Source organism: Micromonospora sp. DT62, from assembly GCF_049847285.1.
Lineage (GTDB): Bacteria > Actinomycetota > Actinomycetes > Mycobacteriales > Micromonosporaceae > Micromonospora > Micromonospora reichwaldensis.
On record NZ_JBNCOB010000001.1, the window covers coordinates 200,414 to 224,389 of the forward strand.

18 protein-coding genes and 1 pseudogene are annotated in these 23,976 nt (G+C 71.9%); 8 read left to right on the top strand and 11 right to left on the bottom strand.

Features of this window, described 5'->3' with window-relative positions:
• Position 1: 1 nt before the first annotated feature.
• Together ACPXCB_RS00855 and eda are read right to left on the bottom strand one after the other, a co-directional pair.
• Entirely contained in the window at positions 2 to 1,096 is a 1,095-nt protein-coding gene (locus ACPXCB_RS00855) for a sugar kinase (protein ID WP_425871258.1), read from the bottom strand.
• Between the two features lie 3 nt (positions 1,097 to 1,099).
• Positions 1,100 to 1,765 carry a bifunctional 4-hydroxy-2-oxoglutarate aldolase/2-dehydro-3-deoxy-phosphogluconate aldolase gene (gene eda, locus ACPXCB_RS00860; protein WP_425871260.1) on the bottom strand — a complete coding sequence of 222 codons (666 nt, stop codon included), beginning with the start codon at positions 1,763 to 1,765 and terminating at the stop codon, positions 1,100 to 1,102.
• A 54-nt stretch (positions 1,766 to 1,819) separates the two neighbouring features.
• Here eda and ACPXCB_RS00865 point away from each other — a divergent pair, with 54 nt between their 5' ends.
• The 6 genes from ACPXCB_RS00865 (at position 1,820) to ACPXCB_RS00890 (ending at position 11,231) form a co-directional block, all read left to right on the top strand.
• Complete coding sequence (locus ACPXCB_RS00865; RefSeq protein WP_425871262.1) at positions 1,820 to 2,596, top strand: IclR family transcriptional regulator; 777 nt, start codon at positions 1,820 to 1,822, stop codon at positions 2,594 to 2,596.
• 192 nt (positions 2,597 to 2,788) lie between these two features.
• Entirely contained in the window at positions 2,789 to 4,342 is a 1,554-nt protein-coding gene (locus tag ACPXCB_RS00870) for a ricin-type beta-trefoil lectin domain protein (protein WP_425871264.1), read from the top strand.
• 87 nt (positions 4,343 to 4,429) lie between these two features.
• Positions 4,430 to 5,692 (top strand): ricin-type beta-trefoil lectin domain protein, encoded by a 1,263-nt coding sequence (locus ACPXCB_RS00875; RefSeq protein ID WP_425871266.1) that lies wholly within the window; start codon positions 4,430 to 4,432, stop codon positions 5,690 to 5,692.
• Between the two features lie 566 nt (positions 5,693 to 6,258).
• A complete protein-coding gene (locus ACPXCB_RS00880) occupies positions 6,259 to 7,785 on the top strand; it encodes a TROVE domain-containing protein (protein WP_425871268.1) in 1,527 nt (508 codons plus the stop codon).
• A gap of 164 nt (positions 7,786 to 7,949) precedes the next feature.
• Positions 7,950 to 8,849, top strand: coding sequence for a bile acid:sodium symporter family protein (locus ACPXCB_RS00885; RefSeq protein ID WP_425871270.1), 900 nt, complete (start codon positions 7,950 to 7,952; stop codon positions 8,847 to 8,849).
• A 486-nt stretch (positions 8,850 to 9,335) separates the two neighbouring features.
• Positions 9,336 to 11,231 carry an ABC transporter ATP-binding protein gene (locus ACPXCB_RS00890; RefSeq protein ID WP_425872095.1) on the top strand — a complete coding sequence of 632 codons (1,896 nt, stop codon included), beginning with the start codon at positions 9,336 to 9,338 and terminating at the stop codon, positions 11,229 to 11,231.
• A gap of 48 nt (positions 11,232 to 11,279) precedes the next feature.
• Here ACPXCB_RS00890 and ACPXCB_RS00895 read toward each other — a convergent pair whose 3' ends face one another.
• The 8 genes and pseudogenes from ACPXCB_RS00895 to ACPXCB_RS00930 form a co-directional block, all read right to left on the bottom strand.
• Entirely contained in the window at positions 11,280 to 12,863 is a 1,584-nt protein-coding gene (locus ACPXCB_RS00895) for a DHA2 family efflux MFS transporter permease subunit (RefSeq protein ID WP_425871272.1), read from the bottom strand.
• Positions 12,864 to 13,069: 206 nt separating this feature from the next.
• Positions 13,070 to 14,698: an isovaleryl-CoA dehydrogenase gene (locus tag ACPXCB_RS00900; protein ID WP_425871274.1), complete on the bottom strand. Its 1,629-nt coding sequence runs from the start codon at positions 14,696 to 14,698 to the stop codon at positions 13,070 to 13,072.
• Positions 14,695 to 15,294, bottom strand: a complete 600-nt coding sequence (locus ACPXCB_RS00905) for a TetR/AcrR family transcriptional regulator (RefSeq protein WP_425871276.1) — start codon at positions 15,292 to 15,294, stop codon at positions 14,695 to 14,697. The genes ACPXCB_RS00900 and ACPXCB_RS00905 overlap by 4 nt, the downstream gene beginning before the upstream one ends.
• Positions 15,295 to 15,430: 136 nt before the next feature.
• A complete protein-coding gene (locus ACPXCB_RS00910; RefSeq protein WP_425872097.1) occupies positions 15,431 to 15,871 on the bottom strand; it encodes a hypothetical protein in 441 nt (146 codons plus the stop codon).
• A gap of 150 nt (positions 15,872 to 16,021) precedes the next feature.
• A complete protein-coding gene (locus tag ACPXCB_RS00915) occupies positions 16,022 to 16,948 on the bottom strand; it encodes a phosphotransferase (RefSeq protein WP_425871278.1) in 927 nt (308 codons plus the stop codon).
• A gap of 131 nt (positions 16,949 to 17,079) precedes the next feature.
• On the bottom strand, positions 17,080 to 18,528 hold the full coding sequence (gene rox / locus ACPXCB_RS00920; RefSeq protein ID WP_425871280.1) for a rifampin monooxygenase: 1,449 nt from the start codon (positions 18,526 to 18,528) through the stop codon (positions 17,080 to 17,082).
• A 212-nt stretch (positions 18,529 to 18,740) separates the two neighbouring features.
• Positions 18,741 to 19,271: pseudogene (locus tag ACPXCB_RS00925) on the bottom strand (DNA alkylation repair protein); the annotation flags it as partial.
• Positions 19,272 to 19,313: 42 nt separating this feature from the next.
• Entirely contained in the window at positions 19,314 to 20,597 is a 1,284-nt protein-coding gene (locus ACPXCB_RS00930; RefSeq protein WP_425871282.1) for an MFS transporter, read from the bottom strand.
• Between the two features lie 306 nt (positions 20,598 to 20,903).
• On the opposite strand from ACPXCB_RS00930, the gene ACPXCB_RS00935 reads away from it, so the two are divergent.
• Positions 20,904 to 22,019, top strand: coding sequence for a MerR family transcriptional regulator (locus tag ACPXCB_RS00935; protein ID WP_425871284.1), 1,116 nt, complete (start codon positions 20,904 to 20,906; stop codon positions 22,017 to 22,019).
• A gap of 194 nt (positions 22,020 to 22,213) precedes the next feature.
• Here the strand turns inward: ACPXCB_RS00935 and ACPXCB_RS00940 are convergent, their stop codons facing one another.
• Positions 22,214 to 22,957, bottom strand: a complete 744-nt coding sequence (locus ACPXCB_RS00940; RefSeq protein WP_425871286.1) for an SDR family NAD(P)-dependent oxidoreductase — start codon at positions 22,955 to 22,957, stop codon at positions 22,214 to 22,216.
• A 131-nt stretch (positions 22,958 to 23,088) separates the two neighbouring features.
• Between ACPXCB_RS00940 and ACPXCB_RS00945 the strand changes: the two genes are divergently transcribed.
• Positions 23,089 to 23,721: a HEAT repeat domain-containing protein gene (locus tag ACPXCB_RS00945; RefSeq protein ID WP_425871288.1), complete on the top strand. Its 633-nt coding sequence runs from the start codon at positions 23,089 to 23,091 to the stop codon at positions 23,719 to 23,721.
• Positions 23,722 to 23,976 lie beyond the last annotated feature (255 nt).

Sequence of the window (23,976 nt, forward strand, 5' to 3'; positions counted from 1 at the left end):
GTCAGCGCTGCACGCGCGCGCCGGCGCCCCGCACGAGCGCCTCGACCTCCCGGAGGCTGGCCATCGAGGTGTCGCCGGGCGTGGTCATCGCCAGCGCGCCGTGCGCCGCGCCGTACTCGACGGCCGTGGTCAGGTCGCCCTTCTCCAGCAGCCCGTAGATGAGGCCGGAGGCGAAGCTGTCGCCCCCACCGACGCGGTCCATGATCTCCAGGCCGGGCCGGTGGGTCGCCTCGACGAACCGCCCGTCGGCCCAGGCGATCGCGCCCCAGTCGTTGACGGTGGCGGTACGCACCGTACGCAGGGTGGTGGCGACGACCTTGAAGTTGTCGTACTCCCTGGTGGCCGCCTCGATCATCCGCTGGAAGTTGGCCACGTCCAGCTCCGACAGCGAGGCGTCGGTGTCGGGCACCTCGAAGCCCAGCGAGGCGGTGAAGTCCTCCTCGTTGCCGATCATCACGTCGACGTAGCGGGCCAGCCGGCGGTTCACCTCCTGGGCGCGGGCCTGCCCGCCGACCGCCTTCCAGAGGCTGGGCCGGTAGTTCAGGTCGTACGACACGACGGTGCCGTGCCGGGCGGCGGCGGCCATCGCCGCCTCCATGGTCTCCGGGGTGGTCTCGGACAGGGCGGCGTAGATGCCGCCAGTGTGCAGCCACCGCACCCCCAGCGTGCCGAACAGGTGGTCCCAGTCCACCTGGTCGGGCCGGAGCTGACTGGCGGCGCTGTGGCCGCGATCGGAGGTGCCGACGGCGCCCCGGACGCCGAAGCCGCGCTCGGTGAAGTTGAGCCCGTTGCGCACGGCGCGGCCGACCCCGTCGTAGGGCAGCCAGGTCACCAGGGACGTGTCCACCCCGCCCTGGAGCACGAGGTCCTCCAGCAGCCGGCCCACCTCGTTGTCGGCGAACGCGGTGACCACGGCGGTCCGCAGGCCGAAGCAGCGGCGCAGGCCGCGCGCCACGTTGTACTCGCCGCCGCCCTCCCAGGCCCGGAAGGTGCGGGCCGTGCGGACCCGGCCCTCGCCCGGGTCGAGCCGCAGCATGATCTCGCCGAGGGAGACCAGGTCGTACCGGCACTCGCCGGCCGGACGGATGGAGAGCACGGCTCAGGCCTCCACGGCGGGTCGGGCGGCCTCGACGGCCGCGGCGGTGCGGGCGGCGACCTCGTCCCAACGCCCGGCGGCGATCAGGTCGGGGGCGACCATCCAGGTGCCACCGACCGCCAGGACGGCGGGCAGGGCGAGGTAGTCGGAGAGGTTGGCGGTGTTGACCCCGCCGGTCGGGACGAACCGCACCGAGCGGTACGGCGCGGCGAGCGCCTTGATCATCGCGACGCCGCCGAGCTGCTCGGCGGGGAAGAACTTGACCGTGTCGAGCCCGGCGTCGAGGGCCATCTGGATCTCGGTGCCGGTGGCGACGCCGGGGAAGACGGGCACGCCCGCCTCCTGGCAGCGCCGGACGACCGCCGGGGAGAACCCGGGGGTGACGACGAACCGGGCGCCCGCCTCGACGGCCCGGTCGACCTGGGCCGGGGTCAGCACCGTGCCGGCGCCGACGAGCAGGTCGCCTCGCTCGGACATGACGCGGATCGACTCGGCCGCCGCGTCGGTGCGGAAGGTCACCTCGGCGCAGGGCAGCCCGCCGCGCACCAGCGCCTCGGCCAACGGGGCGGCGTCGCGGGCGGCGTCGAGCACGACGACCGGCAGGATCCGGGCCGCGCCGACGGCCGCCACGACCGCAGGTCTCTGTTCATCATTCTGTACGCCAGTCACATATGTGACCCTAGCGCTGCCGCCCGGCCTGTCAACCCCGCTAGAGTGGCGCCCATGACGCTGCCCGGCGGGTTCCAGCCCGTGAAGTCCTCCACCCGGACCCTGGAGGTGTTGGAGGCGCTGGCCGCCTCGCCGCAGCGGCGCTCGCTGGTCGACCTGGCCCGCGCGCTGGACATCCCGAAGAGCAGCCTGCACGGCATCCTGCGCACCATGGCCCAGCGCGGCTGGGTCGAGAGCGACCCGACCGGCACCCGCTTCGGGCTCGGGGTGCGCGCGCTCCAGGTCGGCGCCGCGTACCTCACCAGCGACGACACCATGGGCCTGCTCGGCGGAGTGCTCGACGACCTGTCGCGGCAGTTCGGCGAGACCGTCCACCTGGGACGGCTGGACGGCGCGCACATCGTCTACCTCGCCAAACGCGAGTCGGTGCACCCGCTGCGGCTCTACAGCGCGATCGGCCGGCAACTGCCGGCCCACGCCACCGCCCTGGGCAAGGCGCTGCTCGCCGAGCGCCCGGACGACGCGCTCGACGGGCTGCTGACCTGGCCGCTGCCCGCGCTCACCCCGCACACCGTCACCGACCCCGACGCGCTGCGCGCCGAGCTGGCCGCCGTCCGGGAACACGGCTACGCGGTGGACCGCGAGGAGAACACCGAGGGCATCGTCTGCTTCGCGACGGCCGTACCCCTGGCGGCGCCGGCCACCGACGCGATCAGCCTGTCGGTGCCGGTGGCCCGGCTGGGCGCCGCCGGCGAGGACCGGATCGTGGCCGCGCTCCGCCGGGCCGTCGACCAGGTCCAGGCGGCGCGCGGCCTGCTCTCCACCGCCTGACCCGACGCCGCTTCGACACCCCCACCGCCCGCCGGCCTGGCCCGGGCGGGCGCGCACCGGCCGTCGCCGAGGGCGACGCGCGGGCCACAACTGGCAACCTTCTTGACAGATGTGTCGAGATATCGACAGACTTCTTTCAGAGAGCGCTCTCTTGTTTCGTCTGCCGCCCTCGCCGCACCGGGAGGAACCCCCTTGTCTCGAAGACTGCGCATGCTCGTCCCCGCCGCCGCCGGCCTCCTGCTCCTCGGCCTGACCCCGGCGGCGGGTCACGCCAGCGACACGTCCCCCGCCGCCCCGGACCGCGCCACGGCGGCCCCGGCCGGCCCCGGCCCCGCCCTGGTCGAGGCGATGCGCCGCGACCTCGGCCTCACCGCCGCGCAGGTCGACGAACGCCTGCGCACCGAGGCCGCGGCGCCGGTGGTCGAGCGGCGCCTACGGGCGACGCTCGGCTCGGCGTTCGCCGGCGCGTGGATCCCGCCCGGCGGGCAGCGCCTCACCGTCGCCGTCACGGACCGCGCGCTCGCTCCGGCCGTCCGCGCCGAGGGCGCCGACGTCACGGTCGTCGCCCGCAGCGAGCGCACCCTCGACACGGTCAAGCGCGCCCTCGACCGGCGCACCGCCGCCGCCGATCCGCGCGATGTCCACGGCTGGCGCGTCGACGTCGCCCGCAACAGCGTGGTCGTGACGGCCCGCCCGGGCGCCACCGCCAAGGCGATCGCGTACGCCAAGGCCGCCGGCGTGCCCGCGGACGCGATCCAGGTCGTCACCTCCGCCGACGCGCCCCGCCCGCTCTACGACATCCGCGGCGGCGACCAGTACGTGATCAACGGCAACACCCTCTGCTCGGTCGGCTTCGCGGTCGTCGGCGGCTTCGTCACCGCGGGCCACTGCGGGGGCGTCGGCAGCCCCACCCTCGGCTTCAACAACGTCTCCCAGGGCACGTTCGCGGGGTCGTCGTTCCCCGGCAACGACTACGGATGGGTACGCACCAACGGCTCCTGGACGCCGCAGCCCTGGGTGAACAACTACGCCGGGGGCAACGTGACGGTCGCAGGCTCGCAGGACGCGGCGATCGGCAGCTCGGTCTGCCGCTCCGGGCGTACCACCGGCTGGCGCTGCGGGACCATCCTGGGCCGCAACGAGACCGTCAACTACCCGCAGGGTGCGGTGTCGGGCCTGACCCGCAGCAACGCCTGCGCCGAGGGCGGCGACTCCGGCGGGGCCTGGATCTCCGGCAACCAGGCCCAGGGCGTCACCTCCGGCGGTTCCGGCAACTGCTCCACGGGCGGCACGACCTGGTTCCAGCCGGTCAACGAGATCCTCGGCGTCTACGGGCTGTCCCTGGTGACCACCGGTGGCGGCGGCGGAAGCCGGCTGATCAGCAACTGGAACAACCGCTGCATCGACGTGCCGAACTCCAACTTCTCCGACGGCGTTCCCCTGCAGACCTGGACCTGCAACGGCACCGGCGCGCAGTCGTGGACCTTCACCGGCGGCACGCTGCGCACCCAGAACAACAAGTGCATGGACGTGGCGTGGGGGTCCACCGCCAACGGCGCGGTCATCCAGATCGCCAACTGCAGCGGCAACCCCGCCCAGCAGTTCGTCCTCTCGGCGGCCGGCGACCTGGTCAACCCGCAGGCCAACAAGTGCGTCGACATCAAGGAGTGGAACAACTCCGACGGCGCCCGCCTGCACCTGTGGGACTGCCTCGGCGCCGCCAACCAGAAGTGGCGTCGCGGCTGACCGGCGCCCCGTCCGCCGTCGCGCCCACGCCGAACGGCCGATCGTCCGCGCGAGACATCGCGCCGGCATCCTCCAAGGAGGTCCCACATGTTCAGAGTCCGTACCCGCCGCCGGCCGTGGGCGCTCGCCCTCGCCGCGACCGCGATCATCGCCGCCACGACGGCCCTCTCCGTGCCGGTCCACCCCGAACCGGCGCAGGCCGCCATCGGGGGAATCACCTGGCAGGACGAGTTCAACGCCTCCGCCGGCACGCCCGTCGACCAGAGCAAGTGGCGCTTCGACATCGGCGGCGGCGGCTGGGGCAACAACGAACGGCAGTACTACACCAACAGCACGAGCAACGCCGTGCACGACGGCCAGGGCAACCTGGTGATCACCGCCCGCCGGGAGAACCCCGCCAACTACCAGTGCCACTACGGCCGGTGCGAGTACACCTCGGCCCGGCTGCTCACGGCGGCCACGTTCACCCAGGCGTACGGCCGCTTCGAGGCCCGCATCAAGATCCCTCGCGGTCAGGGCATCTGGCCGGCGTTCTGGATGCTCGGCAACGACATGGGCGGCGTGGGCTGGCCGAACGCGGGCGAGATCGACATCATGGAGAACATCGGCCGGGAGCCGAACACCGTCTACGGCACCATCCACGGCCCGGGCTACTCGGGTGGCGGCGGCATCACCGGCAGCCGCACCATCGGCCAGCCGCTGGCCGACGCCTTCCACACCTACCGGGTGGACTGGGAGCCGAACTCCATCATCTGGTACCTGGACGGCGTTGAGTTCCACCGGGTCGACCCGGGTCGGCTGGGCGGCAACCGCTGGGTCTTCGACCACCCCTTCTTCATGATCCTCAACGTGGCGGTGGGCGGTAACTGGCCGGGCTACCCCGACGCCTCCACGCAGTTCCCGCAGCAGATGCTCGTGGACTACGTACGCGTCTCGGGCTACACCTCGGGCGGCAACCCGCCGACGGGCACCAACGCCATCCGGGGCGCGCTGAGCGGTCGGTGCATCGACATCCCGAGCGCCAACCCGGTCGACGGGGCCAAGCTCCAGATCTGGGACTGCAACGGCACCGCCGCGCAGGCCTGGACGTTCGCCTCCGACGGCACGATCCGGGCCATGGGCAAGTGCATGGACCCGGCCTGGGCCGGCACGGCGAACGGCACCGAGGTCAACCTCGTCACCTGCAACGGCAACCCGGCGCAACGCTTCACGCTGAACGCCGCCGGTGATCTGGTCAACCTCAGCGCGAACCGCTGCATCGACGTACGGGACCGCAACCCCAGCAACGGGGGCAAGCTCCAACTGTGGGACTGCACGGGCGACGCCAACCAGAAGTGGTCCCGCGTCTGATCCCTCGGGCAGCACGCGGACGCCGGCAGGGTCGGCCGGGGCACACCGCCTCGACCGGCCCTGCCGGCTCGCGTCCCCTCAGCGGCCGTACCGCGCTGCTGTCCCCGCTCGACCATGATCACCCTTGGCGAGCACTCCGCTCAGCGCATCGCCGTCCACATACTCGATGACAGCCGGCCAAAGTGGCTTGCCGCCGTACGCACGGGTCGCCTACCGTCGTCGGGCACCTCCCGGTGCGCAGGCAACGGCTACTTCCGCTTCCAACGGGGAGACGCGGGTGCGAATCCCGCCGCCGCCGAAAGGCGGTGTCGACCAGCAGCCCAGGTCACCTTGGCCCGCGAGGGCCAGTCTCCGTTGCCGCTTCGATCTCGGGAGGTGCGACCACGCCGCACGCCCGGTGCGCAGGTGACGGTTACTTCAGGGATCCGCAGGTTGGAGGTTCGAGTCCTCCGCCGCCTTCGGGTGGCTAGCTCAAGCGGCAGAGCGGCGGACAGGTCCGTCGCCGACTCCTGATCTCGGGTGTGCGGTGCGGTCGCGCCTTCCGCTCCACCCACACGGGGTACGCGATGGCCAAGTTCAACCTGAAGCTGCGGCGCGACAAGCTGCCCGTCACCGCCGAGGGCGCGCCCGGCTTCGCCCGCGAGCCACGGGCCGAGCTGTTCCTGCTGGGCGTGTCGAACATGGTCGGCGAGGACACCTTCTACGAGGGCGCCGCCGACCGGGACTCCCGGTTCCGCGAGCTGGTCGCCGCCGTGGCCGTCGCCGACCCCGACTGGTTCGCGCGCTTCGTGCGGTGGCTGCGTACCGGCGCGATGCTGCGTTCCGCGTCCATCGTGGCCGCCTTGGAGGGCGCCCGCGCACAGGTCGCCGCCGGCATCCCCGGTTCCCGGGCCGTGGTGGACTCCGCGTTGCAGCGGGCCGACGAGCCGGGCGAGGCCCTCGCGTACTGGCTGGGTCGCCACGGCCGGACGATGCCCAAGCCGGTCAAGCGGGGCATCGCCGACGCGGTGACGCGGCTGTACCACGAGCGGAGCCTGCTCAAGTACGACGCCGACGGCAGCCCGGTGCGGTTCGGCGACGTCATCGACCTGACCCACCCGACGGCGCGGGACGCGCGACAGGGCGACCTCTTCCGGCACGCGCTGGACCGCCGGCACAAGCGCGACAACCCGCTGCCCGGGTCCCTCACGATGCTGGCGGCGCGGGCCGAGCTCATGGCGTTGCCGGTCGAGCGGCGCGTCGAGATCACCGACCCGGCGGTGCTGGGCGCGGCCGGCATGACCTGGGAGTCCCTCGCGGGCTGGCGGCAGACCGCGATGGACGCCGCGGCGTGGGAGGCGATCATCCCGACCATGGGCTACCTGGCGCTGCTGCGCAACCTGCGCAACTTCGACCGGGCCGGCGTCAGCGACACCGTCGCCGAGGCCGTGGCGGCCAGGCTGGCCGATCCGGGCGAGGTCGCCCGGTCGCGTGTGCTGCCGATGCGGTACCTGTCGGCGTACAACGCGGCACCGAGCCTGCGGTGGGCGTACCCCCTGGAGCGGGCGTTGCAGCAGGCGCTGGCGCACGTGCCCGCCCTGGACGGGCGGACACTGGTTCTGATCGACACGTCGGGATCGATGAACAGCGCGTTCAGCAAGGACGGCACGCTGCGCTGCTGGGACGCGGCCACCGTGTTCGGCCTCGCGCTGGCCGCCCGCGCGCGGGACGCCACGGTGGTGTCGTTCTCCAACGCCAGCACGGTGTTCCCGGCCGTCGCCGGCGAGTCGGTGCTGGCGGCGGTGCGCCGGTTCAAGGAGGGTGGCTACTTCCACGGCGCCGGGACCCGGACCGAGAAGGCGGTGCGCGACCACTACGACGGGCACGACCGGGTGGTCATCCTCACCGACGAGCAGGCGCACTGGCACGGCGCGGCGGACGTCACGGCCGCCGTGCCCGCGCGGGTACCGGTGTACACCTGGAACCTGGCCGGGCACCGGGTCGGGCACACGCCGGCTGCCGGTGACCGGCACACGTTCGGCGGCCTCTCCGACGCCGCGTTCGCGATGATTCCGCTCATCGAGGCGGGGTCCCGCGACCAGTGGCCCTTCTGACCCGCGTCGCGGCGTCGGCCCCGTCCCCGGGGCCGGCGCCGGGGCACGGCCGGTGGACGACACCCATTGACGGACGTCTAGGCACGTTGCAAGATGCGGGCGCACCCGTCGTGGTGTGAAGCTCCGGTGATCCCTGGCGTACCGCGATCAGGAGGCCCAGCACTGTGAATACCGGTCTGTCGCTCGTGCTCTTCCCCATCGCGCTGGGCATCGTCATGCTCGGCCTCGGCCTCACCCTGACCATGGCCGACTTCCGTCGCGTCGTCGCCTATCCCCGGGCCGTGGTCGTCTCCCTGGTCTGCCAGATGCTGGTCCTGCCGGCCGTCTGCCTGGGCCTGGTGCTCGCCGCCGACCTGCGCCCGGAATTGGCCGTCGGGATGATGCTGCTCGCCGCCTCCCCCGGCGGCAGCACCGCCAGCCTCTTCAGCCACCTGTTCCAGGGCAACGTCGCGCTGAACGTCACCCTGACCGCCATCAACTCGGTGCTCGCCCTGTTCACGCTGCCGGTGATCGTCAACCTCTCCGTCGCCGCGTTCATGGGCTCGGACAGCTCGCTCGGCCTCCAGTTCGACAAGGTGCTCCAGGTGTTCGCCCTGGTGCTCATCCCGATCGCGATCGGCATGGTCGTCCGGCAGCGGCGGCCCGCGTTCGCCGCGCGTATGCAGCGACCGGTGAAGATCCTCTCCATCGTGGTCCTCATGGTGGTGATCGTCGGCGCGGTCCTCGGCGTCAAGGACGAACTCGCCGCCACCATCGGCGCGGTCGGCCTCATCGCCCTGCTGTTCAACCTGCTCAGCCTGGCCATCGGGTACGCGGCGCCGCGCCTGCTGCGGGTCGGGCACCGGGATTCCGTCGCGTCGTCGTTCGAGATCGGCGTCCACAACGCCACCCTGGCCATCACGATCGCGCTCAGCCCGGCCCTGCTCAACAACACCGACATCGGTATGCCACCGGCGATCTACGGCATCCTGATGTTCTTCACCGCCACCGCCTTCGGCTTCGTCGCCGCCCGCCGGTCCCGGGCCGCTGACGATCCGACCCGCCTGCCCGCCCCGACGGCGTGAGCGAGCATTGAGGCACACCGCGCGGGCGGCGGCGCTCCGTGCCGCCGTTCGCGCGCGTCACCGGGTTTCCCCTGGTGTCCGGTCATGACGCGGGAAGGTCCCGACTTCACGGCCGGGCTGCCCCGCAAGCGCATGGGCGCCGGTCTGCTCATGACCGACTCCGCCGGCCGGGTCCTTCTACGACGGGGGCCGGGCTGACCTCGTCGCAGGCCGCCCGGATCGTGTTACCGCCCGCCGAACTGCGGAGTTGGTCGTGGTGTGACCGGCGGGAGGCCGACGGGCTGGACCAGCGCGTCGTCGACAGTGACCATTGGTAGCTGTGTAAATACTGTGGGTTGGGTGCTCCGCTCCCCCACCGCCACCCGACCCGCGACCGCCGTCCACGTCACCGCGCAGCGAGGAGACACGCCCGTGACCGGAGCCGCCACCCGCACCGAACAGCACACCACGCCGGAACAGCCGGACCCGGCACGGACGGAGTCGGTCCTGCCGGAGCTGCGGACGATGTGGTGGGAGACGGGCCTGCGGGCACGCGCGGAGGCGGGCCTGTTCGCCGTGGTCGCCGAACTGCCCCGCCTGGTCTGGGCGGCGCTGCGGATCAGCTGGCGGGCCGACCGGATCCGCACCTCGGTCGTGGCCGCGGCCACGCTCGGGGCCGGGGTGATGGTCGCCTTCGGGCTGCTGGCCACCCAGCGGGTGCTGGTGGAGCTGTTCGCCGGCGGGCCGACCGCCGGCAAGGTGGTCGCCGCGTTGCCCGCGCTCGCCGTGCTGGCGGGGGCGACCGCGCTGCGCGCCGGCATGGCCACCGCCATGGGGTACGCGCAGAACGGCCTGACCCCGAAGGTCGACCAGGAGGTGGAGCGGGGCCTGTTCGAGGTGACGACCGCGGTGCGGCTGGAGGCGTTCGACGCCGATGCGTTCGCCGACGACATGGAGCGGGCCTCCCGGGGCGCGGATTCCACGACCGGGCTGGTGCAGGCGTCGATGAACCTGATGGCCGGCCTGGCCGGGGTCCTGGCGGTGGCCGTCGCGGTCGTGGTGATCCACCCGTTGCTGCTGCTGGCGTTGCTGGTCGCGACGGTGCCCAACGCCTGGGCGTCGCTACGGGCCGGGCACCTGCGGTACCGCACCTACATCGCCGGCTCGGTGCGGCGACGGCGGCTCTGGCTGCTGCACCAGTTGATGGCCGTGCGGGACTCCGCACCGGAGCTGCGCTCCTACACGCTGCGCCGGTTCCTGCTGGACCAGTACGACCGGGTGATGGGGGTGGAGACCGCCATCCAGCTCACCCTCGCCCGCCGGGTCACCACGACCACCACCATCGGGGCGATGATCGGCGGGCTCGCCACCGGCGTCGTCTACGTCCTGCTCGGGCTGCTGCTCGTCGACGGCCAGATTCCGCTCGCGGCGGCGGCCACCTGCGTGATCGCGGTGCAGTCGGCGCAACGCTCGCTGTCAGTCGTCACGTTCCAGATCGACCGTGTCTACACCGAGGGACAGCACTTCAGCGACTACACCGGGTTCATGGCCCGCGCCGTCGACTACCTGCCCGACCCGGCCACGGCCGGCACGGGAGTCACACCGGACCCGTTGCGCGAGCTGGCCGTGCGCGGGGTCAGCCTGCGCTACCCCGACCGGGACACCCCCGCCGTCGACGGGGTCACGCTGACCATCACGGCGGGGCAGACGGTGGCCTTCGTCGGCGAGAACGGCTCGGGCAAGACCACCCTCGCCGCGATGATCGCCACCCTGCGCGCCCCCGGCGAGGGGGTCATCTGCTGGAACGGGCGGCCCCTGGCCGATCTGGACCCCGACGGGTTGCGGGCCCGCATCGCCGTCGTCACGCAGGAGTACCACAAGTGGCCGTTCACCGCCGCGACGAACATCGCCATCGGCGACGTCGACAGCGAGGCCCGGCAGGACCGGATCGAGGCCGCCGCCGCCCGTGCCGTCGCGCACGACATGATCCGGGAGCTGCCCCACGGGTACGAGACGCTGCTCGACCGGACCTTCGCCAACGGTCAGGACCTCTCCGGCGGCCAGTGGCAGCGCATCACGGCGGCCCGGGGCTTCCTCCGGGACGCCGAGCTGCTGATCATGGACGAGCCGTCCTCCGCCCTCGACCCGCGCGCCGAGGACGCCCTGTTCCAGGCCATCCGGGACCGGCAGGGTCGGGCGACCACCATCCTCATCACCCACCGGCTGGCCAACGTCCGGCACGCCGACCGGATCTTCGTCCTGCACGACGGCGCGCTGGTCGAGGCCGGCAGTCACGCCGAACTCGTCGCCGCCGACGGCCGGTACGCCGAACTGTTCGCCCTCCAGGCCGCCGGCTACCAGGGCACCCACGACGAGCACACCCCCGCGCCACGGCAGCGCTGACCGACGGGCGCCCGCCCCCGGTGGTGTCCCGGGGGCGGGCGCGTGGCGTCAGTGGATGATGACGGGAGCCTTCGGCTGCCCCTCCTGCTGGCCGTCGAGCAGGTGCGACGGCTCGCGCCGGCGCGGCAGGAACGCCACCGGGATGAACGTGAGCAGCACCAGCCCGAACGCGACCCAGAACGTGGTGGCGAAGGAGCTGGCCGCGAAGTCGAGGCCACGCTGGATCAGCGACGGGTCGACCGGGAACTGCTCGGCCAGCTCCGGCTGCTGCTGGACGGCGATGGCGAGGCCGGCCTCCGTCACCGGTTTCCCGCTCGGGTCGGTCGCCCCGGGGATCGGCCGGGAGCCGTTCAGCTCGCTGGTGAGGATCACCGACATCATGGCGGCGCCCACGGACCCGCCGATCTGCTGGAGGATGTTGACCAGGGTGGAGCCGCGGGCCACCTCGTGCGCCTTGAGGGTCTTCAGCGCCGAGGTCATGATCGGCATCATGGTGCCGCCCATGCCCAGGCCCATGACGAACAGCGACCCGCAGAGCAGCACGTACGAGGTCTGCGGGTCGACCTGGGTGAAGGTGAAGAACCCGAGGGCGATGAGTGCCAGCGCGAACGGCACGGTACGGCCGACAGGCATCTTGTCGGCCAGCATCCCGGCCACCGGCATGGTCACCATCGCGCCGAGGCCCTGCGGTGCCATCAGCAGGCCGGCGGTCAGCGTCGACTCGCCACGGATCTGCAGGAAGTAGCTCGGGAACAGCAGGCCGGCGCCCATGAACGCGATGATGAACACGAACATGGTCACCGTCGCGACGGTGAGGTTGCGGTTGGCGAACAGCCGCAGGTCGAGCAGGGGGTGCCGGGTCCGGAAGGAGTAGAGGACGAAGGCGACGAGGAGCGCGCCGCCGACCAGCATCGGCGCCCACACCTCGGTGTCGGCGAACGTGCCGGTCTCGGGCAGCGTGGAGACGCCGTAGAGGAAGAGGGCGAGCCCCGGCGAGAGCATCAGCATGCCGAGGAAGTCGAACGACTCGGCGGGCTCGGGGGCGTCCTTCGGCAGCGCCAGGGCGGCGTAGACGAGCGCCACAACGCCGATCGGCAGGTTGATCAGGAAGATCCAGTGCCAGCTCGCGACGTCGATCAGCCAGCCGCCGAGGATCGGGCCGCCGATGGGCCCGAGCAGCATCGGGATGCCCAGGACCGCCATCAGCCGGCCGATCCGGTGCGGCCCGGCCGCCCGGGTCATGATCGTCATGCCCAGCGGCATCAGCATGCCGCCGCCGAGGCCCTGGAGCACGCGGTAGCCGATCAGCTGCCCGAGCGTGTCGGCGTTGGCGCACAGCCCCGACCCGATCGTGAACAGCGCCAGCGCGATCATGTAGAGCCGCTTGGTGCCGAACCGGTCGGCGGCCCAGCCGCTGAGCGGGATCACCGTGGCCAGCGCCAGCGTGTAGGCGGTCATCGTCCAGGCGACCTCGGCGTACGACGCGTCGAACTCGCGCTGGAAGGTCGGCAGGGCGACGCCGACGACCGTCACGTCGAGGATCGACATGATCGCGCCGATGACGACGACCCCGGCCACCTTGAGCACCGAGGCGTCGAGTTTGTCCGATGTCGCGATGGATTGCTGTGTCACTGATTCTCCTGGAGTCCCCGTGGGGCCGGCGCGAGCCGTGCCTCGACCTGCCACGTACCGGCAGTGTCCGCACGCAGACTAACGAGCGGCACCGACGATCGGCGTACGATTTCCGACCGGCAGAATGTGGGCGACGCCACGGTGGCAAGCGGGTCGACCGCCCTTCCCGCGTGCGGGTCCGGCCCGGTGGGCCCCGCCGCCCCCGGTCAGCCCACCTTGGGCACGGCGCGGGCGATGATCGCGGCGAAGTCGACGCCGCGGGGCAGCGTGCCGTACGCCTGGCCGTGATCGCCGCCGAGCCGGGAGGCGCAGAAGGCGTCGGCGACGGCGGGGTGGCCGTGCCGCACCAGCAGCGAGCCCTGCAGGACCAGGGCGAGCCGTTCGACGATCCGGCGGGCCCGCAGCTCGGCGTCGTCGTGGTCGGACAGCTCGGCCTGCACCTCGCGTACGGCGGCGTCGAGCCGGGCGTCGGCGCCGGCCGCAGCGGTGACCTCGGCCTGGAACGCGGCCATGACCTCGGGTTCCCTGGCGAGGGCGCGCAGCACGTCCAGCGCGGCGACGTTGCCGGAGCCCTCCCAGATCGAGTTCAGCGGGGACTCGCGGAACAGCCTCGGCATGCCCGACTCCTCGACGTAGCCGTTGCCGCCCAGACATTCGAGGGCCTCGGCGGCGTGCGCCGGCCAGCGCTTGCACACCCAGTACTTGCCGACGGCGAGGGCGAGCCGCTTGAACGCGGTCTCGCCGGCGTCGCCGCGCGCGGACCGGTCGGTGGCCCCGGCGAGGCGCATCATCAGGACGGTGGCGGCCTCGGACTCGACCGCGAGGTCGGCGAGCACGTTGCGCATCAGGGGCGCCTCGACGAGGTACCGGCCGAAGGCCTGCCGGTGGGTGGCGTGGTGGGCGGCGGTGATCACGCCCTGGCGCATGCCGGCCGCCGCGCCGATGACACAGTCGAGGCGGGTCAGGTTGACCATGTCGATGATGGTGCGCACGCCACGGCCCTCGTCGCCGACCCGCCAGGCGACCGCGTGCTCGTACTCGACCTCGGCGGAGGCGTTGGAGCGGTTGCCGAGCTTGTCCTTGAGGCGCATCAGCCGCATCGGGTTGCGCGTGCCGTCGGGCAGGACGCGCGGGACGAGGAAGCAGGTGAGCCCGCCCGGCGCCTGGGCGAGGGTGAGGAAGACGTCGCACATCGGCGCCGACGTGAACCACTTGTGCCCGAGCAGGCGGTAGGTGCCGTCCGGCTCGGGGCGGGCGGTGGTGGTGTTGGCGCGTACGTCCGAGCCGCCCTGCTTCTCCGTCATCGACATGCCGGCCAGCAGTCCCCGCTTGGCCAGCGGCGGGCGCAGCCCGAAGTCGTACGACGTGGCGGTGAGCAGTGGCTCGTAGCGCGCGGCCAGCTCCGGGGCGTGCCGCAGCGCCGGCACGGCGGCGTAGGTCATCGAGATCGGGCAGCCGTGCCCGGCGTCGGGGCGCCAGGTGTAGAACTTGGCCGCGCGGGCCACGTGCGCGCCCGGCCGGTCGTCCGCCCACGGCGCGGCGTGCAGGCCGTGCGTGACCGCGGTACGCATCAGCTCGTGCCAGGCCGGGTGGAACTCCACCTCGTCGACGCGGTGGCCGTGCCGGTCGTGGGTGCGCAGGACCGGCGGGTGCTCGTTCGCCAGCCGCCCGTGCTCGATCGCCTGCTCGCCGCCGCCGAGGCGGCCGAGCTCGTGCAGCTCGGCGGCGGCCCAGCCGGCGCCCTCGCGTTCGAGCCCGTCGAGCAGCGCCGCGTCGTCGGCCGCGTCGTGACCGACCAGCGGCGGAACCTGGTTGAGGACCTCGTGCGTCGTCACGGCGACACTCCCAGCGCGCGGTGGAGGAACGTGATCAGGTGTTCGATGGTGCGTGGCCCGGCGACCCCGGCCGCGAGGGGGCCGACCATCGCCTCGGCCAGGGCGCCGACCAGCGCGGTGGCGGTCAGCTCGGAATCCTGCGGGGGAAGTTCGCCGCTCGCCACCCCCTGGGCGACGTGACCGGCGATCAGCTCGGCGTACGCGCGGCGGAAGACGAGCCGCTCGGCGTCGACCGCCGGGTCGGCCGGCTCGGCGAGCAGGGCGTACGCCAACCGTGGCGACCGCAGCGCCCGGCCGGAGAACGTCTCGATGACGGCGGTGACCCGCTCGGCGACGGTGCCCTCCAGCGCCGCCGCGCGCGCCACCGCGTCGACCTCCCGCTGCGAGGCCACGCGGAACACCTCGGCGACCAGGTCGGCCTTGGTGGGGAAGTGCCGGTAGACGCTGCCGGTCGCCATCCCGGCCCGCTCGGCGACGGCGGCGACCGAGCAGCCGGCGTACCCGTGCTCGGCCATGATCTCCAGCGCGGCGGCGATGATCCGCTCCCGGGACGCGCTGAGCCGGGCCTTCACGCGTTCGGTGCTCCGGTAGACCACGCAAGGATTGAACCACCATTCAATCCTTGCCGGCAAGGTCGCCGCCGCGAGCGGCAGAGGGGCGCCCTCCCGTCTCCGGGAGGCGCCCCTCTGCGACGGCCGACACCTGATCCGCTGGCCGACCGGGCGGGTTCGGTCAGCAGCCCTGCCGGCGGCTGTAGATCTGGTGGCGCTGGCCGGCCCAGCCGATGTAGCCGACCGCCTCGACGCAGTAGGACGCCGTGCCGGTGACGCCGACCGGGCCGGCGTGGTAGCTGAAGTCACCGGAGTCGGTGTCCGCGCTGCCCGAGCGGGTGCAGTGCGCGCCCTCACCGGAACGCTCGGCGCAGCGGTAGATCTGCACGAAGGTGGGTGCCGACTTCCCGTAGGCCGCGCCCCGGTGGTAGAAGCACGCGCTGTTGGTGCCCCCGTTGCTGCTGTGGTAGTAGATCACCAGTTCGCCGTAGCCCGAGGACTGCACCTGGCTGTAGATGATCGTGCCCGAGCAGGAGCCGGCCGCCTGGGCGGCGGGCGCGCCGATCGTCATGACCGACGCGACGGTCACCAGTGCCATCAGGGTCGAGAACACTCTCTTCATGGTCACCAAGGCCCAATCCACAGTCGACTGCCTTCCGTTGTGGATCATGATCGCACGACGCCCGCCCCGGCACCGCCCCGTGGACGGCACGTCGCCGGGCGTCAGAGCTGCCGCAGGACGCGCGGACACCCACCCACGCCGCCGCCGGCGTCACGGGGCGTGGCGCCACCAGGGGTTCTCGAGAACGAGTTCCTCGAGGTCACGAACGTTCTCGGCAACCGTCTGCGCGGGAATGTCCGGGCGTTGAAGCGAGACGCGGAGGTCCGCGGCGAGGTAGCACGCCTCGCGCACCTCGCACTCCCGACGGAGGGTGGCCGGGGACGTCCCCGTCGCGTCGGCGACGACGTCGAGGACGGCCTCCATGTGCGGGCCGCTGAACCGGACCAGGAAGAACCAGTCATCCATCGGTTCACCGAAGCGCGCCCACTCGAAGTCCAGCAGCGCCGTCACCCTGCGGTCGCGAGCGAGCCAGTTCCCCCAGTGGCAGTCCGCGTGGACCGGGACGGTCACGCTCGCCTGCGCCGGCGCGCCCTCCGCTATCGCCGCCAGACCGTCGAGCACCCGGCGAGGGATGATCCCGTCCCGGTTCAGGGCGCCGAGATTCTCCACCTCGGCGAAGAGCGCGGCCTGGCTGACGAACCCGCCGTGGTCGAGCGTCTCTGCCAGCGTCTGCCGGGCGGGGGCCGCAGGCGTCCAGCGGTGCAGTGCGTGCAGCCGCTGCACCGCCTCCGCCGCCAGCAGGCGCGCGGTCACCTCGTCCACGCCGGGCATGTCCATGCCGGGCGTCGCCCCGGGCGCGCGGGCGTAGCAGGCGTAGCGGACCTCGCGGGTCTCCAGCTCGTAGCGCCCGCTGTCGAGCAGCGGCGCCGTGATGCCGGCGGGCAGGTGGGGCGCGAGGGCGATCTCCCGGTCCAGTCGCGAGTGGCGACCGGCGTCGACGACCTTGACGACGACGTCCGCCCCCAGGTAGACGTGGTGCGAGAGGCTGTCGGCGACGGTCATGGGGCCGGGGTCGCGGCCCAGGGCCGCCGTGGCGATCGCGTGGGCCACGTCGTGGGCTTGTCGCGGGTCGATCATCGGCGGTCGCACTGCGGCGTGGCCGTCGTCCTGGAGAGCGTCATCCGGGTGTCCGATCGTGAGGGCCGGTCGCGAGCACCCTATCCCCGTACGGCGATCGCCGTTGTCCACCTTCGACGTGCCTGCGTCCCTCACCCGGCCGTGGGAGTTCCCGCGCCGCCGAACCACCTGGTGAGCGCGACGTCGAGCGTCTGCTGGTCCTCGCCGACCCACGCGACGTGCCCGTCCGGCCGGAGCAGTACCGCCGGCACGTCCCACTCTTCGCTGGTGTCGGCGACGTGGTCGACCCGGTCGGCCCAGCCGTCCGCCGAAAGCCGCCCCGTCTGGTCGAGCAGCAGCCCGTTGCCGGTGCGCAACAGCTCGAACAGCCGCCCGGGCTTCAACCCGACGTCGCGCAGCCGCCGCCCGAGCAGGTCATGGCCCGCACCGAAGTCGTACCGGATGTCGATCGCCGTGATCTTCTCGATCAGGAACCGGTTGACGTCGTTGAAGTCCATGAGCTGCGCCAACAACCGCCGAACCGCCTGCGGTCCGGGTTCGTTGGTCGTCAGCTGCATCTGCGCGCGGGTGTTGTCCAGCACGTCGGCGGCCACCGGATGCCGCTCGGACTCGTAGCTGTCCAGCAGGTCGTCCGGCGCCCAGCCGTTGACGGCCGCCGCCAGCTTCCACCCCAGGTTGAACGAGTCCTGGATGCCGAGATTGAGCCCCTGCCCGCCCATGGGCGGGTGGACGTGCGCGGCGTCCCCGGCCAGGAACACCCGGCCGACCCGGTAGCGCTCGGCCTGACGGGTCGCGTCGCCGAAGCGCGACAGCCAGCGCGGGGAGTGCGCGCCGAAGTCGGTGCCGGCGTACCTGCGTAGCTGTCGCTTGAACTCCTCGAACGTCGGCGGCACCGAACGGTCCTCGGCCACGCCCTCCGCCGGTACGACCGCCCGGAACACGCCCGGCTTGCCCGACGGCCCGATCCCGAACCGCTTCTCGGTCTTGCGCACCTCGGTCATCACCTCGGTGAGGTGTTCCGGGGACGCCGTCACCTCCATCTCGCCCAGCAAGGTGTCGATCTTCGACGGCTCGCCGGGGAATCCGACCCCGAGCAGTTTCCGAACCGTGCTGCGCCCACCGTCACAGCCGACGACGAACCGCGCCCGCAGCTCGGTCGCGGTTTCATTCCCAAGGTGTACGGTCACGCCGTCGTCGTCCTGCGCCAGCCCGACCACCGCACCACCGCGCCGGATCTCGGCCCCGACTTCGGCCGCATGCTCGGCGAGCAGCCGGTCGGTGAGCGTCTGCGGAATGCCGAGCACGTATCCGTGGGCGGTGTCCAGCCCGGTCGGGGCGGGCTTTTCGATGCCCGCGAAGAATCCCCTGAGCGGATACTGCCTGCCGTTTTCGAGGAACCGCTCCAACAGCCCCCGCTGATCCATCACCTCGATACTGCGCGCGTGCAGCCCGAGCGACCGCACGAACGGCGGCGGCTCGGCGTCCTTCTCCAGCACGAGCACGTGGACGCCCCGAAGACGCAGTTCACTCGCCAGCATCATGCCGGTCGGCCCGCCGCCAACAATGATCACATCGAACATGAATCCCCCATGGTGTGCCGATTCCTGCGCTCGGCCGACGATTCTGCGCCACGACCGGGGTCTTGCCGCAAGCCCTGGGGTGCGGTATATGTTAATGGTGGCAAGGAGTTCTCCTCCTTGCCTTTATTGTTCTCCGGCCCGCACGCGCGGCCTTTGTCGTTCCCACGCCGACGGGATCTGCCCGTCAGTACGCTGCGCTCGTCACCGGTTCCTCACGCACTGCCCTGCTGCCGGCTCACCATCTCGGTGATCCAGACGGGCGCGAACGGAGACGTACAGCCCGGGGAGGTCGGGTAGTCCTTGAGCACCCCCAGGCGCTCGCCGATCTCGATCGCACGGGCGCGGTGCCCGGCGTGCTCGATCCCGATACGAGCCAGGCACTCGTTCAACGCCCACTGCAGGCGATCCGGCGCGTCTCCCATCTCCGCCTCGATGACGTCGAGCAGTCCTCCGAGGTCGAAGCCTTCGGGCCTCTTCGTCACGCGTTCGGCGGTCAGGGCCCAGCCGGCACTCGCCACCACTGGATCAGGATCGGCGGACCACGCCAGGCGCAGCTCTTCGGAGTGCGGGTTCTTCTTCACCACGTAGTTCACGAGCCAGTCGTGCACCTTGGGTGTGCGCGTCCCGCGCAACATGACGTCCAACTCGTCACGCCCGAACGCCTTCGGGCGGCAGATCAGGATCGCCAGCAGCCTCGCCGCGGTGTCGTCCGTCGCCCAGAGCCGGCACGCGAGTTCCTGCGGACGCTTCGTCTGCGTGTTGGGCTCCGCTGGCCGCCGGCGGGCCTACGCTGCAGGACCCTGTGCCCGCGCCGGGTCGGGCGTCGGTTCGGCGGATCCGCCCGTCGCGCTGGCCGGCTGCGGGTCCCCCGTGCCGGCCGACCGCGCCCGCATCCGGCGTACCTCCGGCACCGCGAGCGTCGCTGCCGTGCCGACCGCGACGGCGCCGGCCCCGGCGACCAGCGTCGCGCCGGCCCCGATCAGGGCGCTCGCCGGGCCGGCCAGGGCGTAACCGATCGGTTCGAAGGTGTAGGCGCCCAGCCAGTCGTACGAGCTGATCCGCGACAGGGTCTCCGGCGGGACGTTCTCGTGCATGGCCGTCTGCCAGTACGTCCAGAAGACGGACTGGGCGATCCCACCGAGGAACGCGACCGCGGCGATGGCGACCGGGGAAGCCGCGACGGAGAGCAGCAGGAGCATGGGTACGAAGAGGAACGCTCCGGCCACCGCCGGGATCAACGGCCGCCGGGGGTGGGCCGACATGGCGACGAATCCACCGACGAACGCCCCGAGGCTGAGCGCGCCCAGGATGAGGCCCCAGCTGGCCGGCCCGCCGAGTTCGTCCTTCGCGATCAGCGGGCCGAGCACCATGAACGGTGCCAAGCCGAGCATCCGCACAAGCGCGCTCTGGAGCGTCACCGGCCAGAGCCATCTGCGCGACCGGAAGTCCTGCCAGCCGTCCCGAACGTCACGCAGCACGCTCTTGCCCGAGTTGGCGACGGGCGCGGCGCCGGCCCGGATCGCGCTGATGAGCACGGCGCTGAGCAGGAAGGAGAGCGAGTCCAACGCCAGCGCGTAACCGGCGCCGACCGCCACCACCAGCAGCCCGCCCAGAGCCGGCCCCACCACCCCCGCAGCCGCGATCATCAGCCCCCGCAGCGCGTTGGCCTCCCGGTGGTGCTCCGCCGGCACCGTCTCAGGTTGCAGGGCGCTGACGGCCGGGATGAAGAACGCCGAGACGATTCCGGACACCACCTGCAACAGCAGGAGGTGCCAGATCCTGGCGTGGCCGGAGATCAGCAGCGCCGCCATCAGGCCCTGCGACGCGAACCGCACCAGGTCGGCGGTGATCATGAGCCGGCGCCGGGACATCCGGTCCGCGACCGCGCCGCCGATCACGAGGAACAGCGCCAGGGAGAACGCCTCCACGGCGAGCACGAGCCCCAGGTCGGAGGCGGAACCGGTCAGGTCGAGCACCCCGAAGGCCAGGGCCACGACGGTGATCTGGTTGCCGAGCTGCGAGGTGATGCGCCCGCCGAGCAGCAGCCGGAAGTCGCGCTCCCGTAACACGCGCGTCGATGGAAGGGTGAACAAGAAGGGGCCTCCTCAGACCGGACGGACTGCGCCGTTCCGCGCCACGGCGGCGGGCACAAGCCCTCCATCTTGGCCCGACAGTCGGGCAAGGACGCCGCGAATTTCCGCGATCCCGTCGGGACTCACCGCCGAGGCAGAACGGCACGGAGCTGGGCGAGGTCGTCGAGGTGGTGGCGGTCGTTCCGGATGCGGCGGTGGCCGCGACGTGCAAGTCGCCGCCCACCACGCGCCGGCGGCGAAGCGCTTGCTCCTCACGCGACGTCATGCCACATAGTCGGGGGCGTGGCGGAGCACCTGACGGTGGGGCGTGTGGCGGAGTTGGCCGGGGTCAGCGTCCGCACCCTGCATCACTACGACGAGATCGGCCTCCTGGAGCCGTCCACGCGGACCACCGCCGGGCACCGGGCCTACTCGGCGGGTGACGTGGAGCGGCTGCGGGAGGTGCTCGCCTACCGGCGGCTCGGCTTCGGGTTGCGGGAGATCGCGGATCTGGTCGACGACCCGGCCACCGACGCGGTCGCGCACCTGTGCCGGCTGCGCGGCCTGCTGGTGGACCAGCGCGACCGCGCTGCCGCCATGGTGACGGCCATTGACAGGGAACTGGAGGCACGGGCGATGGGGATCAGGACGACGCCGGAGGAGCAGCTGAAGGTGTTCGGCGCACAGTTGTACGACGCCATCGGATCTGCCTACCCGGCGACGCGGCGCACCGAGCCGCGGATCGCCGCACGCATCTGGGATGCGCTGGGGGACGCACGAACGGTGCTGAACGTCGGGGCTGGCACCGGCTCCTACGAACCACCCGACCGGGACGTCACGGCGGTGGAACCGTCGGCGGTCATGCGGGCGCAGCGTCCCGTGGGTGCGGCGCCGTGCGTGGCCGCCCATGCGGAGAACCTGCCGTTCGAGGACCAGTCCTTCGACGCCGCGATGGCCGTCAGCACCGTCCACCACTGGCCGGACCCCGTCGCCGGGCTGCGTGAGATGCGGCGGGTGGCCCGCCGCGTGGTGGTGTTCACGTACGACGCCGATGACACCGGCTGGCGTGAACGGTTCTGGCTCACCCGCGACTACCTGCCCGAGTTCGCGAACCTTCTCGTCGGCTGGCCCTCACTGGCCGACCTGACCAGCGCGATCGGAGGCCGCGCGGAGCCGTTGCTCGTCCCGTGGGACTGCGCCGACGGCTTCTTCGAGGCACACTGGCGCCGGCCCGAGGCGTACCTTGACGAACATGTCCGCCGCGCGGTCTCGGTGTGGACCAGAGTCGGACCGCAGGCTGAGCAACGGGCAGTCCGCAATCTCCGCGAAGACCTCGCCTCAGGCCGGTGGGCCGAGCGCAACCGCGATCTCCTCGCCCTCGACACGGCAGAGCTCGGCCTCCGCCTGCTCGTGGCCTGAACCGCCGACCTACGGCTTGCGGGTGCGAGGCGCAGATCCGGCGCACACTGATCGGCTCACCGGTGTACGGCTTCCTACGTGCCGAATCGAGGTGGTCCGGCTCGGGCGCTGAACGACCGGCAATGGCTACGGCCCGTCCCCCGACGGAGGAACGGGCCGTAGCGGTGTTGTAAGGGTGGCTGGGAAGGTGGTGATCAGATGGTGAAGCCGCCGTCCACGTTGATCGTCGCCCCGGTGACGTAGCGCCCGTCGGCGCTGGCGAGGAACGCCACCGCAGCAGCCACATCGGCCGGGTCCGCGTAGTGACCGAGGGCGGTGAACCCGTTGATCGTGTCGGCGTTGGGGCCGTCGGCCGGGTTCAGTTCGGTGTCGGTGGCCCCAGGGTTGACCAGATTCACGGTGATCGCTCTGCCGCCAAGCTCGCGTCCGAGTGCCTTGGTCAGGCCGATCAGGGCGGTCTTGCTCATCGCGTACAGCGAGAAGCCGGGGAAGACCGCCCGCTCGGCCATGTTGCTGCCGATGTTGATGATCCGCCCACCGGCCGACATGTGGCGCACCGCGGCCTGGGAGGCGACGAACGGTGCCCGGACGTTGACCGCGACAGTCTGTTCGAACTCCTCCAGGCTGAGTTGTTCCAGCGGTCCGAGCAGGAACGCACCGGCGTTGTTGACCAGGATGTCCAACCGACCCAGCTCGCCGGCGACCCGGTCGACCGCGCCGACCACCGCCGCCGGGTCGGCGCTGTCCGCCCGCACGGCGATGGCCCGCCGTCCCGCAGCCTTGATCTGGTCCACCACGTCATCGGCGCGCTGCTGATTCTGCTGGAACGTCAACGCCACATCGGCGCCGTCCTCCGCCAGGCGCAACGCCACCGCGGCGCCGATGCCACGACCACCACCAGTAACCAGAGCTACCTTGCCCTCAAGTGCGTTGTTCATGACAGCAGCCTGGCCGACAGGAGACCCGCCGTCTGGCGGCGATCGGACGGCGCGTTCTGTGAGTCACCGTCACGTGCCGTCGCCCCTGTGCTCGGGGCCGGTCTCGGTCCCACGTGCCGGATGATCGTGGCGTGGAATACCTTGACCTGTCGCCGTACGACTACCTCGGCTTTCCACTGCCGATGCGGGCCGTCGGGTGGCTGGGGCGCCGCCACGGAGTGCAGGGCGCCAGCGCGACGCCGATGACTGGTGCCCAGTTGGAGCGGCTCAGGGCCGCCTCCCAGCGGCTCGGCAGCATCACGCTCGGCTGGCACGACTGCGACTTCTGCGGGGCCTTCAAGGGCAACGGCGAGTATCGCTACTATCTGCCCGATGGGAAGATCTACGCCGCGCCGATGATGATCCTGCATTACGTTGAGGAGCACGGATACCGGCCACCCAGGGAGCTGTGCGACGGCTTACAGGCAGCCGAGCGACCGCGGTGGGACTGGCGCGCCGAGCGCCTACACGCGGTGCTGCTGGACCAGTCGGGAGACCCAGATCTCCGGTGCCAGGCCGCGGTCGACCTCGCGAACTGGAACGACCCGCGCGCGCTGGATGCCCTCCGACGCGCCGCACACGATGAGGAACTGGCCGACGTGGCAGGAGACGAGATCGGCCGTTCGTTAGCAGCGTTCATGGATCGTGGCCTCGCGAGGGATCTACCCACCGAGGACCTGCACGTCATGGTTCGGTACGGCATCGACGAAGCGTCGGGCCGGTGACGTCCACCGGCATCCGGATCTGCCGTGCAGCGGCCGTCATGGGGCAATAGCAGAGAAGCCCGTCACCGGTTGAACCAGCGACGGGCTTCTGACCTGTATAAATGCGGTGGACGATACCGAGCGAACCGGTGACCTCTTTGGTGTCTGGCGGCACCGACGGCTTCTGACCTGGTGTTCATCGACGCCGAACAGGGGCGGGCATGGACGGGCAGTCGCGTGAACTGCGGTGACATGATCAGAGTGGTGACGGCCGGG